The organism is Segniliparus sp. (assembly GCF_051660745.1).
Taxonomy (GTDB): Bacteria; Actinomycetota; Actinomycetes; order Mycobacteriales; family Mycobacteriaceae; genus Segniliparus.
The window spans coordinates 122,777-139,107 of sequence record NZ_JBOFQF010000017.1 but is presented as its reverse complement, the minus strand read 5'-3'; the positions used below and the strand labels follow the sequence as shown (position 1 = coordinate 139,107).

The window sequence follows — 16,331 nt, the reverse complement described above, 5'->3', positions numbered from 1 at the left end:
GTGGCAAACCGGACACTGCCCGCAGGACGAGAGGAGCACGATGACCCTCGCCGACCCGCGGCTGCGCGCCGCGCTCATCCCTGCCTCGGTGCTCTCCAGCGTCGCCGCCGCCGCCGAGCGCCGGGGCCTGGACTCCCGGCCGTGGCTCGCCCGGGCGGGCCTCGCCGAACTGTCGTTGACCGCGCCGGACACGCGGGTGTCCTTCCGCCAAGCCGCCGATTTCTTGCGTTGCGCGGTCCGCGCCATGCCCGGAGTCCCCCTCGGCATCGAGGTCGGCCGCCGCGACGTGTTCCTCTCCTTCGGCATGCTCGGCCTCGCGATGCGCTCCTCCGCGACGCTCGGCGAGGCGCTGGACCTCGGACTGGAGCTGCACCAGACCACCGGGAGCCTGATGGACGTGGCGAAGGAGGAGTTCGACGGCGAGACCGCCCTGCGCGTCTACGAGCGCGCGCCGGAGCCGGACATCCTCCCCTTCCTCTGCGAAGAGCTGTTCTGCAGCGTGCTCCTCGCCGCGCGCTTCATGCTGGAGGAGGAGTCTGTGCCGCACTACCTGCAGCTCGCCTACCCCGCCCCGTCCTACGCCGCCGAGTACGCCGAGTTCTTCCGCTGCCAGGTCCGATTCGGGGCCGGAGCCAACCGGCTCGTCTTCTCCGACGCGACATTGCGGCGGCCCTTGCCCCGATGGGACCCGGCCAACCAGGCTGTCGCCGTCGCCGCGTGCCGCAGCCTCCTGCGCTCCGACGAGGCCCCGCACGACATCGTGGCCGTGGTCGAGGCGGTGTTGCGGGAGAACCTGCGCCGCCCGATGACGATGGCCGCAATCGCCAACCGCCTGCACGTCGCCGAACGCACCCTGCATCGCCGTCTCGCCGCCGCAGGAGAGCGGTTCAGCGGCCTGCGCGACCGGGTGCGCTGCCAACGGGCCCGTTCCCTCGTCCGCGAGACGCGGAAGGCGATCAACGAGATCGCAGCCGAAGTCGGCTTCAGCGACACGCGCGAGTTCCGCCGCGCGTATCTCCGGTGGACCGGGCTGACACCGTCCACGGACCGGGCGACGGGGACGCGCGATGGCGCGTCGCTGCTACTCCAGCACGGTGTCGACCTGGAGCAGCAGCGGAGCCGAGGCCAGTCCGTCCTCGCCCAATGACGCGCGGATCCGTTCCTCCAGCTCCCCTGCGGACGCGACCTGGTGCGCCTCGACTCCGTATCCTCGCGCGATGGGCACGAAGTCGAGCCCTGCCACCGAGAGATAATCCGCGTCCGTCGTGCCCAACAGGTTCGAGAAGTCCCGAAGTGCCTGGTAGCTGCCGTTGCGCAGGACCACGAACAGCACCGGCACGCCGAAGCGGGCGGCGGTCCACAGCCCGGAGACGGTGTAGTTCATCGACCCGTCCCCGATGAGAGCGACGACCTGGCGGCCCGGAACCGCGAGCTGCGCGCCGATCGACGCGCTGAGGCCGAAGCCCAGCCCGCCGGACGCGGGGAAAAGATACGAGCGCGGCGCGCGCACATCCGCCTGCGCGAAGAACTGGCGCACCGTCGAGGTCGATTCGAGCACGTGCACCGGGTCCGCCACAGCGCGGCGCACGGCGGCGAAGACCTGCTCCGACAGCAGCGCGGGGCCGGGGCTCGCGGGCGGCTCGGGAACCGGCTGCCACTGCGTGGCGCCGCCGGGCGCGGCGCCCAGCGCCTCGTGGAGGTCCGCGACGATCTGGCCGAGCCCGGCGATCAGTGCTTCGCCCACCGCGGCTCGGCCCGCTGCCCGCGCGTCGTCGGTGATGTGGACGAGCCGGGTCAACAGGCCGATGTCCGTCCCCGGCACGTGCTGGTGGTAGCGGAACACCGGCGCGCCGAGGACGACCACCAGGTCGTATCCGGACAGCAGCTCGGCGACCTGCCGCTGCGCGGCGGGCAGAGAACCCCGGAAGCTCGGGTGCCGGTTGGGGAAGGCGAGCCGGTACCCCGACGGCGGCGCCCACACATCGGCCCCCAATGTTTCGACCACTTCCACGAGCTGGCGCTGGTCGGCCGCGCCGTCGAGGTCCGATCCCGCCACGAGCGCCAGCCGCCCGGCCGAGCGGAGCTGGTCGGCCAGCCATGCCAGGTCCGCCGCGGCGAGCCGGTCGCCGCGTCGAGGCCGGTGGCCGAGCGCACGGGCGGCAGGCTCCTCGAACGGCGCGTCGAAATCGTCGTACGGAATGGAGAGGAACGCAGGCAGGCGGCTGCCGTGCGCGATGTCGACCAGCGCCTCCTTGACCATTCTCGGCACGTCCGAGGCGGCCAGCGGCTCGCCCGAGAAGCCGGTGAACGGCGCGGTGAGGACCGTGGGGCGCGGTATCGCCAGCATGGGGTCCGCCCCGACGGTCGCGCGCACCTGCTGCCCCGCGATGAGCAGGAGCGGGCTGCGCGAGATGTAGGCGTTGCTCAGCATCCCCATCCCGTTGCCGGTGCCCGAGGAGGAGTGCAGGCTGACCACGGCCGGCCTGCCGCTGACTTGCGCGTAGCCGTCCGCCATCGAGACCGCCGCCCCTTCGTGGAGCGCCTGGAAGTAGCGGAAATCCTCAGGCAGCCCGTCGAGGAACGTCAGCTCGTTGGACCCCGGGTTGCCGAAGAACGTCGTCGCGCCGTGCTCTCGCAGCACCGCGTACACCGCGTCGCGCACTGTGCCCATGCCTCCGCCTCCTTTGCCGGGTGTGTGTTGCCTGCGCGGCGGACTAGACGGCCACGACATCGCCGAGGTCGTGCCACACCTGCTCTTGGTAGCCCTTCGCCAGCTCGCCGACGGCGGCCGGGACGATCGTCCGGTACGGCGAGCCGGGGGTCGAGGCCACCCGCACGATCGCGTCGACCGCGATGCTCGGGTCGTACTGGCCCTCGGTCAGTCCCGAGTACGCCTCCGCGAACCCGTCGTCGGCCAAGAGCGTCGTCGCGGGCGCGTTCCCCACCAGCCGTTCGTTGAACCCGGTCGAGAAGGGCCCGGGGTTGATCACATTGACCTCGAAGCCGTGCGGGACCAGCTCCAGCCGAAGCTCCTCGGCCACCGCCTCAAGGGCGAACTTGCTGGCCGTGTAGGCCCCGGCGCCCTTGCTCACGAACAGTCCCGCGATCGAGGAGATGATGACGATCTTCCCTCGGGCGCCCTGCGCGAGCAGCCTGCGGGCCACGCCCTGGGTGAGGGCGAGCGTGCCGAACACGTTGACCTCGAACACCTGCCGGACCAGTTCGAGCGGGCTCTCCACGATCGGCCCCTGCGCGCCGAACCCGGCGTTGTTGATCAGGACGTCCGCCGGGATTTCGACGGCCTTCGCGATATCGTCGGGGTTCGTCAGGTCCAAGACAACAGTCTCCACCGAGACGCCCGCCTCGGCGAAGGCCGCGTCCGCCTCGGCGCGGCGGCGCTCGTCCAACGTCCCGCCGACGACCCGGTGCCCTGCCTTGGCGAGTTGGATGGCCGTCTCTCGGCCCAGCCCGGACTCCGAGCCGGTGATGAGAAAAGTCTGCGCGCTCGTCATAGTCGGCCTCTTCTTGTTCGATCGGGTTCGATGGTGCAGGCGGGCATGCGACGCGGCGGCGCGCCCTCGGCCAGTATAGGCAGGCCCACGTCCAATATGTCAGGAAAATTGACGCAAAACACATGGCCCGAAAATTCGGCGCGCCCTCGCGGAAGAACGCCTTATTGACCATTTCTGGCTCTTGTCGCCTGCTCGGCCACGCGGGCATGACGCTGCTGTTCCCCTTCGCCTGGTTGCGCGTCGCAATCGCAGCCGGAACGGGAACGCCCGAAACCGCACGGCTACTGCCGGAGTTCGATCTTCAGGCTCGGATCGGTCTCGTGCTCGTCGATGATCTGGTTGTAGCGGGCCACGATCTCGTGCACCGCCCCTCGGCGCCCTTCGGCCGTGAAATTCCCGCGCCGGTAGAGGTCCGAGGCGACGAACTGCTCCACCTCGAACATGTCGATCCGCTCTTCGAGCCCGGCGTTCGCCGCCAAGACCTCCGCAGCGGCGAGGTTCCGCGCTGTGGTCACGATGATCGGCGAGAGGCCGTCGTCGAGGTTCTCCCGGCACCGACGGACCAACGCTTCGCTCGGCGCGGTGGTCACGTGGATCGCGGCGTCCCCGATGTGGAAGTCGCCGACACGCCCGGTCTGGGCGTCCGAGGTCGAAAAACTGTGGTGCGCGACCGCGCCGAGGCCGAGCGCGTTGTCGAGGACGGCCCCGACCAGATGCTGGAGCACGGCTCCCGCGTACTGCGTGCCTGGCGCCGCGCGTTGGCGGTCCACCGCCTGTTCGAGCACGTCGCGGACGACGACACGCGAGCCGCGCGACGCGTCGAGGCGGATTTTGAACGGCTTGGCGGCGAAGAACGCGTGGACACGCTGGATCCAGAACGCCTCGGCCGCGTCGAGGTCCACGGTTCCCGTCGCGGCCTGGCGGTTCAGGAAGGCGACGTACTCGCGCATATTGCCGATGCTGCCCCGGCTCGTGCGACCTCCCTCGGAGGCGAGCACACGGGTGAGGCCGTGGCGGCCCAAGATCGCTTGCACGGCGCTTCTGCCGAGCCCGAGCACCTGGCCGCCGCCGTCGGTGAGCAGCGCGTCCGGGTCGAGCGGCAAGCCTGCGGCCCTGGCGTGCTGGGTGACGACCAACGCCACGCACAGCGGCCCTTTGCCGTTGAACCCCCGTTCTGCCGCGAACGCGTCGAGCCCGTCGGGGAAGCCCCCTGTCACGCGGTCCTCTTCGCCCCGCCCGCGCGGGAGTCCGCCAACGGCTCGACAAGGTGCTCGGCGAGGAACCGGACGACCGGCACGACCACGCCGTCGCCGAGGAGGTGGTACGCGTCGTTGGCGCGCTCCGGCAAGAGATAGCTGTCCGGCAGGCCCATCAGCCGGGCTGCCTCGCGCGGGGAGAGCAGCCGGGATCGGACCTCGCCCCCTTCGACGACAAGAAGGACCTGCCTGCTCGAACCTCCCGCCGGAGTCCGCAAGCATCCCGCCAATCCGTCGAAACGGGCTTCGGCCCGCACAGCCTTCTCGCCGCCTGAGCCCGCCCTGGTCCTTCGGTAGACCGTGCCGACCGACCGGCAGGCCGCATGCTTCGCGGCTTCGACCTTCGCGAGATTGATCGGGCTCATCGTGTCCAGGAGGCGGGCGGTCTGCTCGGGGGCGTGCCACTGGACCGACGTCGGCTCGGCCTCGACCAGATCCGCGAGGACGTGCCGCCTCGGCGCGGGCTCGGGCAAGGCCCACCAGTTCCAGGCTCGCCGGATGTTCTCCGGAAGGCGGGCGTGGGCGCGGACGAGCCCGCGCGGATGCCACGCCGGATCCGGCTCCCCGGCGACGAGGCCGCGCGGGACGGGAGCCGATTTCGAGACCGCGATTACGAACAAACGCGGCCGGGACTGCGGCGTGAAACGCGCGGCGTCCGCGACCAGCGCGCCGATGCTGTACCCGGCGGAGGCAATCGCAGAGCACACGGCGGCGAAATCTCCGCCCGCGTGGGAGCTGAGCAGCCCCACCACGTTCTCCAACACGACGATCCGAGGGGCGCGCCCCTCGGCTTTGAGCTTTTTGACCAGGCCCCAGAACGACCAGAACGTCCCCGAGCGCTCGCCGCCGAGGCCCGCGCCCGCGCCCGCGAGCGAGAGGTCTTGGCATGGGAACGAAGCCCACGCCAGCTCGGCGCGGCCCGGCAGGTCGGCGGCGGCCAACGTGCTGATATCCGCCGTGCGGAACTGCTCGCCCGTCCAGTTCGCCGCATAGCTCGCGGCCTTCTTCGGATCGATGTCGTTGGCGAACAAGCAGTCCCAGCCCGGTCCGAGACCGGCCCGGGCCATCCCGCCGCCCGCGAAAAACTCGTAGAAGCCGCTCACTCACGCTCCTCGAAGCCTGCGAGCGCGTGCCGCACGGAGAATCCCATGGGGAGAGTATGACAGTTGGCTCCGACAAAATCCGGTCGCGCGCCGCGCCGCCTCGGGCGGCAGCGGCTCAGGCCATGAGCCGCCTGCTCAGCGCCCGGTGCGCGAGCGCCGCGCGCCTGCGCGCGAGTGGCTGGCGGCGGAATGCGAGTGGCCTGCGGCGTGCGCTCCGCCGGTCTGAGCCTCGGCCGAGCGCTTCGGCCCGTGCGCTCGCGCGGCGGCGGGCCTGCCGCCCGCGCGGGCTCGGGCGGGCTTGCGCGGCTGTGTCTGGGGGACGGGCACCGCGACAGCCGCAAGCGCGACTCCGGACGGTTGGCGCGCGCCGCTGACGCGGACGAGCTCCTCGTCTCCCGACCGGACCGGCACGCCCTTGACGACGACGCCCGCGGCCCGCGCCATCGCCTCCGCGTCACGACGCTCCGCAGGGGTCACCAGCGTGACCACCACGCCGGACTCGCCCGCCCGCGCGGTGCGGCCCGCGCGGTGCAGGTAGTCCTTCGGATCTGCGGGCGGGTCGACGTGCACGACCAGGTCAACGCCGTCGATGTGGACGCCGCGCGCCGCAACGTTCGTGGCGATGAGGACCGAGATCTCGCCCGACTTGAAGGCGTCCAGCGTGCGGGTGCGGTTGTTCTGCGCCTTGCCGCCGTGGATCGCCGCCGCGCCCACCCCGACCGCGCGGAGCTGTTTGGTGAGCCGGTCCGCGCCGTGCTTGGTGCGCACGAACAGGATCGTGCGCCCCTCGCGCGCCGCGATCTCGGCGACGACCTGCTTCTTCTCCTCCTGGCCGACGAAGAACATGTGGTGCTCCATCGTCGAGACGCTCGCCGAGGACGGAGCCGTCGAGCATGTCTCGGGATCGTTCAGGTAGCGGCGGACGAGCTTGTCCACCTGGCCGTCCAACGTCGCCGAGAACAACAGGCGCTGCCCGGTGTCGGGGGTCCGGTCGAGGATCTTCACGACCTGCGGCAAGAACCCCATGTCCGCCATCTGGTCGGCCTCGTCCAATGCCGTGATCGACACCTCGTCGAGGAAGACCGAGCGCTGCCCGATGTGGTCGGCGAGACGGCCCGGAGTCGCGACGAGCACGTCGACCCCCCGCGCGAGCTCGTCGGACTGGCGCTGCATGGACAACCCGCCGACGACGCTCGTCACCCGCAGCCCGACCGCCGAGGCGAGCGGCGCGAGCGCGGCCGCGACCTGCGCCGCGAGCTCCCGGGTCGGAACGAGGACGAGGCCCCGAGGCTTGCGGGGGGCGCTCTTCCCACCCGTGAGGCGGGCGAGCATCGGCAGGCCGAAGGTCAGTGTCTTCCCCGAGCCGGTCGGGCCACGGCCGAGGACGTCCCGGCCTGCGAGCGCCGGGGGCAACGCCGCGGCCTGGATGGGGAACGGCTCGGTGACCCCTTGGCGCGCCAAGGTCTGGACGAGCGGCTGGGAAAGGCCTAAGTCGGCAAAAGTGGGGTTGGACATACGTGTGCTGCTTTCAAAAGTGATGGACAAAACGGTGGTCTAAAACGGCGGAGCGCAGGCGCGGAGGCCAAGGACATGGAAGCCCTCGATCTCTCGCTGCTCGTTGGCGCGAATCTCGCATCGGCGTGGAAAAGAGTTCCCTCACGCCCGACACACGCCGCTACCGCCCGGTCTGGATACCCTGAAACCTTATCACAACATGCGGTCCGCGCCCGCCGGGCGCAGTCGAGGCGCAGAAACCCCGGCGCTGCCCTCGGTCTGTTGGCGCAGCCGCAAGCGCAGGTCAGCCTCGCGGCACTCGCTCCGAATGGCGGCGCGAGGCGTCCGAACATTACGCTCGACCTGACGACTCGACACGCCGGACCACCGCCACCGCATGAAGGAGCGACCATGACCCCGATCAGCGAGCTGCCCGTTTCCCGCTCGGATCTCACCGATGTCCGCTTCTTCTCGGTCCCCATGAACGTCAAGTTCCGGGGCATTGTCGTCCGCGAGGGCGTCCTGCTCCGGGGGCCATCGGGCTGGGGCGAGTTCTGCGCCTTCGGCGACTACGACGACCACGAGGCCCTCCCCTGGCTGCGCACCGCACTCGAAGCCGCCTTCCAAGACTGGCCCGCTCCCGTCCGCGACTCGATCCAGGTGAACTCGATCATCCCCGCCGTCGGCCCCGACGAGGCCAACCGGCGCGCCAGGGAAGCCGGATCCGGCACCGCCAAGATCAAAGTCGCCGACCACCCCGACTCCCTCGCCGAGGACGTCGCCCGCGTCGAAGCCGTTCGCGACGCCCTCGGACCCCGTGGGCACGTCCGCATCGACGTCAACGGCAAATGGGACGTCGACACCGCCCTCAAACACCTCCCCCTCCTCGACAAAGCCGCAGGCGGCCTCCAATACGTCGAGCAACCCTGCTGGACCATCGAGGAACTCGCCGAGGTGCGCAAGAAGACCGACGTGCCGATCTGCGCCGACGAGTCCATCCGCCGGGCCGAAGACCCTCTCGCCGTCGCCAAAGCAGGCGCCGCCGACATCGCCATGCTCAAATGCACCCCACTCGGCGGCGTGCGGCGCTCCTTGGAGATCGCCCACGCCGCAGGCCTGCCCGTCGTCGTCTCCAGCGCCGTCGAGACCTCTGTCGGGCTCGCCGCCCAAATCGCCCTCGCCGCCAGCCTCCCCGAGCTCCCCTACGCCTGTGGCTTCGGCACCGGCTCCCTCCTCACCGGCGACCTCCTCCAACCCGAGGACGACCGCAACCCCCGAGGCGGCCGCGTCGCCGCCCACGCCGACCGCCCGGTCCCCGACCCTGCCCTCCTCGAACGATGGGACATGCGCGACCCGCAGCGCCGCCAGTGGTGGGCCGAGCGCCTCGACCGCGTCCTCCGCCTCCACAACGCGGCTGCCGCCATGTGAGAGAACACCATCTTGATTCGCGCTTCCCGCCTTGTGGCCCTATGCTTTTCAGCGTGGTTTCCTCAGCCGTTGGCGCAGTCGCGCGGTGGATCTCCCCATTCGTGGCCCTCGTGGCCGTCGCGAGCGCGGATTGCGCCGCCGATCCGGCGCAGGACAACGCTGCGCAAGACAACACCGCCCAGGACGGCGCTGCGCAGGACGGTCCCGAGCCGTCGCTGCGCCTGGCCGACGGGGGCAATCCCCTCGCAGGCGCCTCCCTCTACGTGAATCCCACGTCGGCGGCGTTGCGCGCCGCCAACGCCAATCCGGCGAGCACGGAGCTGACTGCCATCGCCAACACGCCGCAGGCGTTCTGGATCGACGAGGCCGTCTCCTCGTCGGTGGTCAACGGCTACCTCAACGGGGCCCAGGCCGCTGGCAACATGCCCGTCCTGGCGATCTACGCGATCCCGCACCGAGACTGCGGGAGCTTCGCCGCGGGCGGGTTCGCGACAGGAGCGGACTACCGGGCGTGGATCGACGGCATCGCGGCCAGCCTGGGCTCTTCGCCCGTCGCGATCGTCCTCGAGCCCGACGCGCTCGACATGGCCGACTGCCTGTCTCCCGACCAGCGCCAGGAGCGCTTCGGCTTGATCCGCTACGCCGTCGACGCGCTGAACCGCGACCCGGCTGCGGCCGTGTACATCGACGGCGGCAACTCCCGCTGGCTTGGCGCCGAGGAGATCGCCTCCCGGCTCAACGCGGTCGGCGTCGACCACGCGCGGGGTTTCAGCCTCAACACCTCGAACTTCTTCACCACCGACGAGGAGGTCGACTACGGCGAAGCGGTCTCGGCCCTCACCGGCGGCTCGCACTACGTGATCGACACCGGGCGCAACGGCGTCGGGCCTGCGCCCGACTCCCCGCTCAGCTGGTGCAACCCCAACGGCCGGGCGCTCGGAGCCCAGCCCACCACCGACACGGCGGGCGAGCACGCCGACGCCTACCTCTGGATCAAACGCCCGGGCGAGTCCGACGGCGCGTGCAGCCGAGGAGAGCCCCGAGCCGGGACCTTCGTCGACCAGTACGCCATCGACCTGGTCCACAACGCGGGCCGGTAAGAGCCGCCGCGCGGGCAGGCGCTAGCAAACCTCGAAGGCCCAGGCCCGGCTCAGCGGGCAATGGCAAGGACGGCTTCGAGCGCCTCGGGAAGCGCGGTGTGCCCGTCCGCGCCGAGGAAGTGCCCCGCGCCGGGGACAACAGTGCTCGCCGCGCCCAGCGCTTCGGCGAGTTTCCGGGTGGCCGAGGGCGGGACGTACTCGTCGTTGTCCGAATAGATGGCGCTGACCGCGCCGAGGCGGTCGCGCAACGGAGCCGGGTCGAGGTCCTCGGCCAAATACTCGTCCAATTGCGGGAGCGCTTCGAGCGGTCCGGTGAACCCGGAGACCAGGACCAGCCCGCCCGCCCGCCACGGCGTTTGGAGGCTCGCGAGGTAGCGCAGCACGGTGATCGTCCCGAGGCTGTGGGTGACGAAGGCCGTGTCGGCTCCGACCGGGCCGACGCGGGAGGCGAGGGCCTTTTCCCATTCCTCCCGGACCGGCTCGGCAGGCGTGGGCAGACCGACGACTTCGACCTCGTGGCCTTTGCTCCGGAGCTCGTCGGCGAGCCAGGGGAACCAATGATCGCCGGCCCCGGCGCTGTACCCGTGGACGATAAAAATACGCACTCGCGTCCTTTCGTGAGGTGGACTGGTATTCGATATTAACGGGATGCGGGTTTCGGCGCGCGCAAACCTGTCGCCCGCGCCCGCGCGTGGGCTCATCTCACGAAGTACGCGTTCTCCAGGGACTTGAGGTCTGCGTCCTCGAGGACGACCTTGGACGGGTCCATCCCGCTGGAGAAGTAGTTGTAAATCGATTCTTGCGGTCCGTCGTAATAGCCGCCGTACGAGGACGTCGGGTGCGCGTGGCCGTTGCCGTGGGCGATCTCATGGGCCAGCGTGTGCCACGAGGCCCCCGAGATATCGATGATCACGAACGACTGCTCGAAGGCGGGGACCGGCTTCTTGTACGCCGCATACCGCTTCCTCTCCGACTGGCTCAGCGCGTCGATGTACATGCCTATCGCGTCCAAACTGGTTTGCGAGTGGACTTGCAGCGAGACGAACTCGCAGAACACGATGACCAGTCGCGGCGTCTTCCGGAACTCGGCCTCGCGGCTCTTGAGCGTCTTGTCGCTCGCGAAACGCTTTCCGAGGGCGAGGCGCAGGTCGTACTCCCCGTTGGACGTGCTGCCCTGCCAGATCCGCCCTTGGGCCCGTTTGTCCAGCTCCTGTCCCTGTCGAACGAGTTCCGCCCGCTCGCCGACGGTAAGGTTGGGATCCGCGAGCTTCTGTTGGAGCGCCGCCCGGTCCGCAGTGTCCGCCCTCATGTCGGCGGCGAGCTGGTCCTGGTTCACGTCGGGCTGGAAGCCCTTGCCCGTCGAGAGGACGAAGGCATTCTTGTACAGCGTGTAGTCCCACGGGAACGGGAACGGGTCGATCCGGAGCTTGTACTTCCCGTAAAAGTCGTTCGCCTGCTTCAGGAAGCTTTCGAGGAACGCTTTGCGCCGCATGAAGTCCCAGACGTACAGGTCCGTGTAGAAGATACTGATCCGTATCTCGCGCTTGCCCATGATCGTCACTCCACGATCATGCGCCCGCTGCGCGGGTCGTACTTCACCTCGACGGGCACGATCTGGTCGGTCGGCAGGATCTCGACCCATTGGTCGAAGATCTCGTAGTTCCCGGCGACGTCGGCCCGGAAGCTCCCCTGCAGCGGGAAGAAGCCATGCTCGTACACCCGGTCGATCGGCGTCGCCGTGACGGTGTTCTCGTCGTCCACCAGCTGCGGGTCGGCGACCTCCCCTGGCTTGGGGAACGTCCCGGTCTGGATGCCCTCTTGGTACTTGCGCCGAACCTTCTCGGCGAGGTCCATCAGCACGTCGATCATCTTCTGGCCGTCGAGGGGCTGCCCGTCCACGTCCACCTCGGCGGGATTGTCGGTGTGGTACAGCACGTCGTCGGTGATCCCGTTCATGCCCTCCACGCCTTTGAGCCAGTCGATGGCCGCCGCTTCCCGGCCCGGCCGCACCGGGATGACCGCCTTCACCCACGGCGCGTTGAGGAACGCGTTGCGCATATTGTCGCCGTCGAGCTGCAGCAGCCAGCCCAACGAGCTTCCCAGTTTGGCCGGGTCCGAGGACTCGGTGATCAAATAGTTGTCCCTGGCCGGATCGTCGACGCCGCCCCAGCCGACTCGCGCCGCGCTGGACGTCGGGGGCGCTGCATTCGTGTTCGCGTTGAACGTGTGCGCGAGCAGCCCTTGGCGCAGCGCGGGCCGGATGTCGGCGCCAAGGAGCGCGGCTCGATCGTGCGGCGGGCCCGAGGCCTGGCCGAGTTGCTGGCTGCTGCGGTGCAACCGGGGCCGCCACCACTCCGGCGCCACAAAATACAGCATCTTGTCGACGTCGAAAATGGAGTTCAACAGCTCGGCTGCGACGTGCCTGGTCCGGTCGTCGGGCAGCTCGACACCCTTGAGCAGCATGTCCTGGACGAGCGTTCGATACACCACAATCCGCTCCTCCTCGCGGAGGTCGTCGCTGCTTCGCGTGGTGATCTGGCTCGCCAGCGTCACCCGCTCCTTGACGGACTCGACATAGGCCCGCTCGTAGGCGGCCTTTTCAGCGGCTTTGAAGCTCGCCAGATTCGCTTCGTTCTTGGCGACGATGTCGCTGTTGGCCCCAGCTCGCGGAGACCAGTGCAGGACGAGTTTGAGCGTCAGGCTGTTCTGGCCTTGGAAATCCGCAGAATTCAGATGCAGGACGAAACTCGCCTTCTCGCCGGAGTTGGCGATCGGGCCCTTCCGGGACGCGGTCACCGGTTTGCCCTGCGAGTCGAACTCGACGCCAGTCAGCTCGTAGTTGGCCTTGGCCGCGACGAACTCCTGCAGGAAATCAGACTGGATCTTCTCAAGGGTCCCGAACCACTCGGAGTTGTCGGCTTCCACGCCGTCGACGTAGACCTCGCCCTCGTTGTCGGCGTCGGTGCCCTCGATCGAGATGAACGGGATCGTCACGATCCGCTCGTCGGCGAAGGGTTGCAGCAGCGGGATCTCCTCCGGGTGGGGGATGCCGTCCAGGTCCGCAGGTTTGGCGATATGCAGCAGGCTCGCCAGGCCGAGGGTCTTGCCGGGATCGTCGACATAGGTCTGCCAGCACAGGTACGTGCCGATGTCCTGCACCTGGACCCCGACCTGGCGCATCTTCCGGCGCAGCTCGTAGTTGATCAGGCCGCTGCCGGTGTTGGCCATCACATGCTTGACGCTTGAGACGTCGGTGAACTCGGTGACCTGCTTGAACGTCGACGTGAAATTCTTGCGGATCTCCGAGGAGAGCTTGCTCGTCTTCTCCCGCATCTGCTTGTGCGTCGCCTCGCGGGCCAGCTTCTGCGAATTGTTGTAGTCGAAACTGGACGTCGCCTCGATGGGGCCGTAGGACGCTTTGACGCTCGCGCCGAACTTGATGTCTTGGCTGTTGTCCTCTTTGAGGGCGTCGGAGATCTCGTCGCGGTCGGTCGTGGCGGACTCCGATTTCTGTATCGTGTCCAGCACCGTCTGCAGGGTCCGCTCCACCGTCGTCCTGCGGGTCTGCACCTCGACGAGCTCGACGCTGGACCCAGGGCTGAGCCACACGTGGCTGACGGGCGTCCCGAGGAACGTGTCCAGCTCGAAGAAATACTGCCGGAACAGGTGCACGACGCTGATGGGCGAGAGCACCACGCTCTTGATGCCCACGCGGTCCTGGGGGTCGAAGTTCCCGATGCTCAGCAGAGCGTCCGCGCCGTCGGCCGCGTTCGCGCGCCGGATGAGGTCTTCGGCTTCCTCGATGTTGTCCCTCGGAGCGTAGAAGAGCGCGGCCAGCGCCGCGAAGTCCTTCTCCGCGACAAGCTTGAGCAGGAGCCCCGCCAGCGCGGACTCGCGTTGGAGCTGGTGCTCGAACGCGGCAGTCTGCGCGTTCTTCCTGTCCAGCGCCGATGCCGCCCCCCGCGACCGCTCGCCCGCGTCGCCGCCGTCGGCCTTGCGGATCTCCCGGTACGCGGACGTGTACGCCGCGACGACGTCTTTGCCGAGCACGGCTTCGACCCGCGTCGGCGTGATCTTCTGCGCCCACACGTCCGGGCCGGGCACGACAGCGGCGGGGAGGTCTGCCGCCAGCGTGTCCAGCAGCACGCTGTCGTGGGCTCTTTGCTTGACGCCCTGGAGCACTCCCGGCTTGAGCGCGATGCTGACGCGCTCGCCCTCGCCGTACCGGATGTCGACGACGGCGGCGAATCGGCGGGTGAGCCGGTCCATGAGCGATCTCTTGTCCGCCTGGTAGCCGTCCGCGACCCGCTTGGCGATGCGCTTGGACTTCCAGCCCAGCAGCGGCTGGTAAATGCCGAACAGCTCGCTGGCATAGGGCAGCACGGTGGTGTAGTCGGACAGATCGGTGATCCGTTTGACGGTGGTCATGAGGTTTCCTCCTCGACTCCTCGTCCACTGCATGCCGAAAATGTCGGGCGGCGGCGCTTCCTGCGCTCGCGCGTGGCTGACAGGAATGCGGCAAGTCAGGCGATGTGCCCGAGCTCGATCAGGTCGTCCTGGAACTGCGGCTCACTGCGGAAGAGCAGATACATCATTGATGAGGTTCGCGGTCTTCGCGTCGCCATTTCCCGGGCAAGCCTTTCGGCGGGCAAGCCTTTCGGCGGGCAAGCCTTTCGGCGGGCAAGCCTTTCGGGGAGCGGATCGGGCGAAGGTCCGAAAGAAATTCAGTTCGAAACCCCAGAACGGGGCTCTCATGATCATAGCGCGACCGGAGCAGGCTCGCAATCATCAGACCGTCCCCCAGCGAAGGCCCACGCGCGCCAGAACCCGCCACCCCATATAAACCCGATAAACCCGCCACCCCATATACTTGGCGGTCTGGGGACCACTCTCGGGTCGCCCGAAAGGCTAAGGAGCGGAAAAGTGGGATTCATTCAGGCGTTCGCAGGCGCGATCGGCGGAACCTTGGCCGACCAGTGGAAAGATTTCATCGTCCCGCCACAGGTCGCTCCGACGTCGGCGATCTTCCCCGGTGTGCCCTCCGGCCAAAACGCGGGCCGGGGGTCCAACGTCCACGGGTCGTCGAACATCATCAGCAACGGCTCGAAGATCGTCGTCCCCGAGGGCACTGGGCTGCTCACCTTCCAGGACGGCAAGATCACTGGCTTCATCGCCCAGCCCGGCGGCTACGAGTGGCGTTCCAACGATGTCAACTCGCAGTCGATTTTCGCGGGCGACGGTATCGTCAGCCCGCTGATCAAACAGTCGTGGGAGCGTTTCAAGTTCGGCGGCCAGCCCGGCAGCCAACAACTGGTGTTCTACGTCAACCTGCGCGAGATCCCGAACAACCGCTTCGGCACGCAGTCGGAGATCTACTGGGACGACGCCTATCTCGGCGCCCAGGTCGGCGCGATCACCCGCGGCACCTACACGATGCGCATCCTCGACCCGATCCTCTTCGCCGCGCAGTTCGTCCCCCTCACGTACCTGCAGCCGGGCGGCGCGGTCTTCGACTTCACAGATTTCGAGAACGACGCCGCCACCCAGCTCTTCAACGAGGTCGTGTCCTCGCTCGCGCCCGCGTTCTCGCACTACACGAACGACCCGAGCAAGGGCAACCGGATGGCCCGCATCCAGGGCGACTCGCTCGGCTTCGCCCAGTCGCTCTCGGCCGCCGTCGAAAACGGCTACCACTGGCAGAGCGCTCGCGGCATCACCATCGTCAACGTGGCGATCGCGTCCATCGAGTACGACGAGGACACCCGCGCGCTGCTGTCCGACGTCAAGAAGGCTGACGCATTGAGCGGCTCGCGCGGCAACTCCTTCCTGCAGCAGTCGGTCGCACGCGGCTTCCAGGCCGCGGGCGAGTCCGGCGGCGGGGCTCCGGGCATCGCGATGATGGGCATGGGCCTGAACGCGGCAGGCGGCGCAGTGGGCGGCCTGCAGCAACCCGCCGGACCGACGCCGTATCAGCAGGTGCCGCCGCAACAGGGCTACCCGCAACAAGGCTACCCCCAGGGCTACCCGCAGCAAGGCTACCCGCAGGGCTACCCGCAACAAGGCTACCCCCAGGGTTACCCGCAACAGGGCTACCCGCAGCAAGGCGCACCCGCCCAGGGCTACCCCCAGCAAGGCGCACCCGCACAGGACTCCCCGCAACAGCAGCAAGCGCCTGCCAGCGAAGACCCCGTGGCCAAGCTCGCGCAGTACAAGAACATGCTCGACCAGGGCCTCATCACACAGGCCGATTACGACGCCGCCAAGGCCAAGGCGCTCGGGCTCTAGTCCGCAATGACAGGCCCGCACAACAGTGGCAACTGGCCAGGCGCGTACCCGCCGCCCCAAGGCGGATACCCGCCAGCAGGCTACCCGCCGCCCCAAGCCAACTACCCGCCGCAGCCACCGCCCCAAGGCGCGTACCCGCCACCGCCACCGCCC

Annotated in this window: 12 protein-coding genes; 4 read left to right on the top strand and 8 right to left on the bottom strand. The window is 68.9% G+C overall.

Annotated features, from left to right (window positions below; all coding sequences use genetic code 11):
* Positions 1-40 precede the first annotated feature (40 nt).
* A complete protein-coding gene (locus tag ACRC20_RS04985) occupies positions 41-1,147 on the top strand; it encodes an AraC family transcriptional regulator ligand-binding domain-containing protein (RefSeq protein ID WP_438685239.1) in 1,107 nt (368 codons plus the stop codon).
* Here the strand turns inward: ACRC20_RS04985 and mdlC are convergent.
* The 5 genes from mdlC to ACRC20_RS04960 all read right to left on the bottom strand — a co-directional run bounded on the left by mdlC (position 1,082) and on the right by ACRC20_RS04960 (position 7,386).
* Positions 1,082-2,671, bottom strand: coding sequence for a benzoylformate decarboxylase (gene mdlC / locus ACRC20_RS04980; RefSeq protein WP_438685238.1), 1,590 nt, complete (start codon positions 2,669-2,671; stop codon positions 1,082-1,084). The genes ACRC20_RS04985 and mdlC overlap by 66 nt on opposite strands.
* A 43-nt stretch (positions 2,672-2,714) precedes the next feature.
* A complete protein-coding gene (locus tag ACRC20_RS04975; RefSeq protein ID WP_438685237.1) occupies positions 2,715-3,512 on the bottom strand; it encodes an SDR family NAD(P)-dependent oxidoreductase in 798 nt (265 codons plus the stop codon).
* Between the two features lie 281 nt (positions 3,513-3,793).
* Positions 3,794-4,729 carry a DUF4928 family protein gene (locus ACRC20_RS04970; protein WP_438685236.1) on the bottom strand — a complete coding sequence of 312 codons (936 nt, stop codon included), beginning with the start codon at positions 4,727-4,729 and terminating at the stop codon, positions 3,794-3,796.
* Positions 4,726-5,871 (bottom strand): DNA cytosine methyltransferase, encoded by a 1,146-nt coding sequence (locus tag ACRC20_RS04965; RefSeq protein ID WP_438685235.1) that lies wholly within the window; start codon positions 5,869-5,871, stop codon positions 4,726-4,728. The genes ACRC20_RS04970 and ACRC20_RS04965 overlap by 4 nt, the downstream gene beginning before the upstream one ends.
* 135 nt (positions 5,872-6,006) lie before the next feature.
* Entirely contained in the window at positions 6,007-7,386 is a 1,380-nt protein-coding gene (locus ACRC20_RS04960) for a DEAD/DEAH box helicase (protein WP_438685234.1), read from the bottom strand.
* Positions 7,387-7,776: 390 nt separating this feature from the next.
* Here ACRC20_RS04960 and ACRC20_RS04955 point away from each other — a divergent pair, with 390 nt between their 5' ends.
* Both ACRC20_RS04955 and ACRC20_RS04950 read left to right on the top strand, forming a co-directional pair.
* Positions 7,777-8,793, top strand: a complete 1,017-nt coding sequence (locus ACRC20_RS04955) for an o-succinylbenzoate synthase (protein ID WP_438685233.1) — start codon at positions 7,777-7,779, stop codon at positions 8,791-8,793.
* Positions 8,703-9,893, top strand: a complete 1,191-nt coding sequence (locus ACRC20_RS04950; RefSeq protein WP_438685232.1) for a glycoside hydrolase family 6 protein — start codon at positions 8,703-8,705, stop codon at positions 9,891-9,893. Before ACRC20_RS04955 ends, ACRC20_RS04950 begins: the two co-directional genes overlap by 91 nt.
* 50 nt (positions 9,894-9,943) lie before the next feature.
* On the opposite strand, the gene ACRC20_RS04945 is transcribed toward ACRC20_RS04950, so the two are convergent.
* From ACRC20_RS04945 to ACRC20_RS04935, 3 genes are all read right to left on the bottom strand, one after another.
* Positions 9,944-10,498 (bottom strand): RBBP9/YdeN family alpha/beta hydrolase, encoded by a 555-nt coding sequence (locus ACRC20_RS04945; protein ID WP_438685231.1) that lies wholly within the window; start codon positions 10,496-10,498, stop codon positions 9,944-9,946.
* A 92-nt stretch (positions 10,499-10,590) separates the two neighbouring features.
* On the bottom strand, positions 10,591-11,454 hold the full coding sequence (locus ACRC20_RS04940; protein ID WP_438685230.1) for a hypothetical protein: 864 nt from the start codon (positions 11,452-11,454) through the stop codon (positions 10,591-10,593).
* Complete coding sequence (locus ACRC20_RS04935) at positions 11,451-14,321, bottom strand: hypothetical protein (protein ID WP_438685229.1); 2,871 nt, start codon at positions 14,319-14,321, stop codon at positions 11,451-11,453. Before ACRC20_RS04935 ends, ACRC20_RS04940 begins: the two co-directional genes overlap by 4 nt.
* Before the next feature lie 495 nt (positions 14,322-14,816).
* On the opposite strand from ACRC20_RS04935, the gene ACRC20_RS04930 reads away from it, so the two are divergent.
* On the top strand, positions 14,817-16,178 hold the full coding sequence (locus ACRC20_RS04930; protein WP_438685228.1) for an SPFH domain-containing protein: 1,362 nt from the start codon (positions 14,817-14,819) through the stop codon (positions 16,176-16,178).
* The last annotated feature ends 153 nt before the right edge of the window (positions 16,179-16,331 follow it).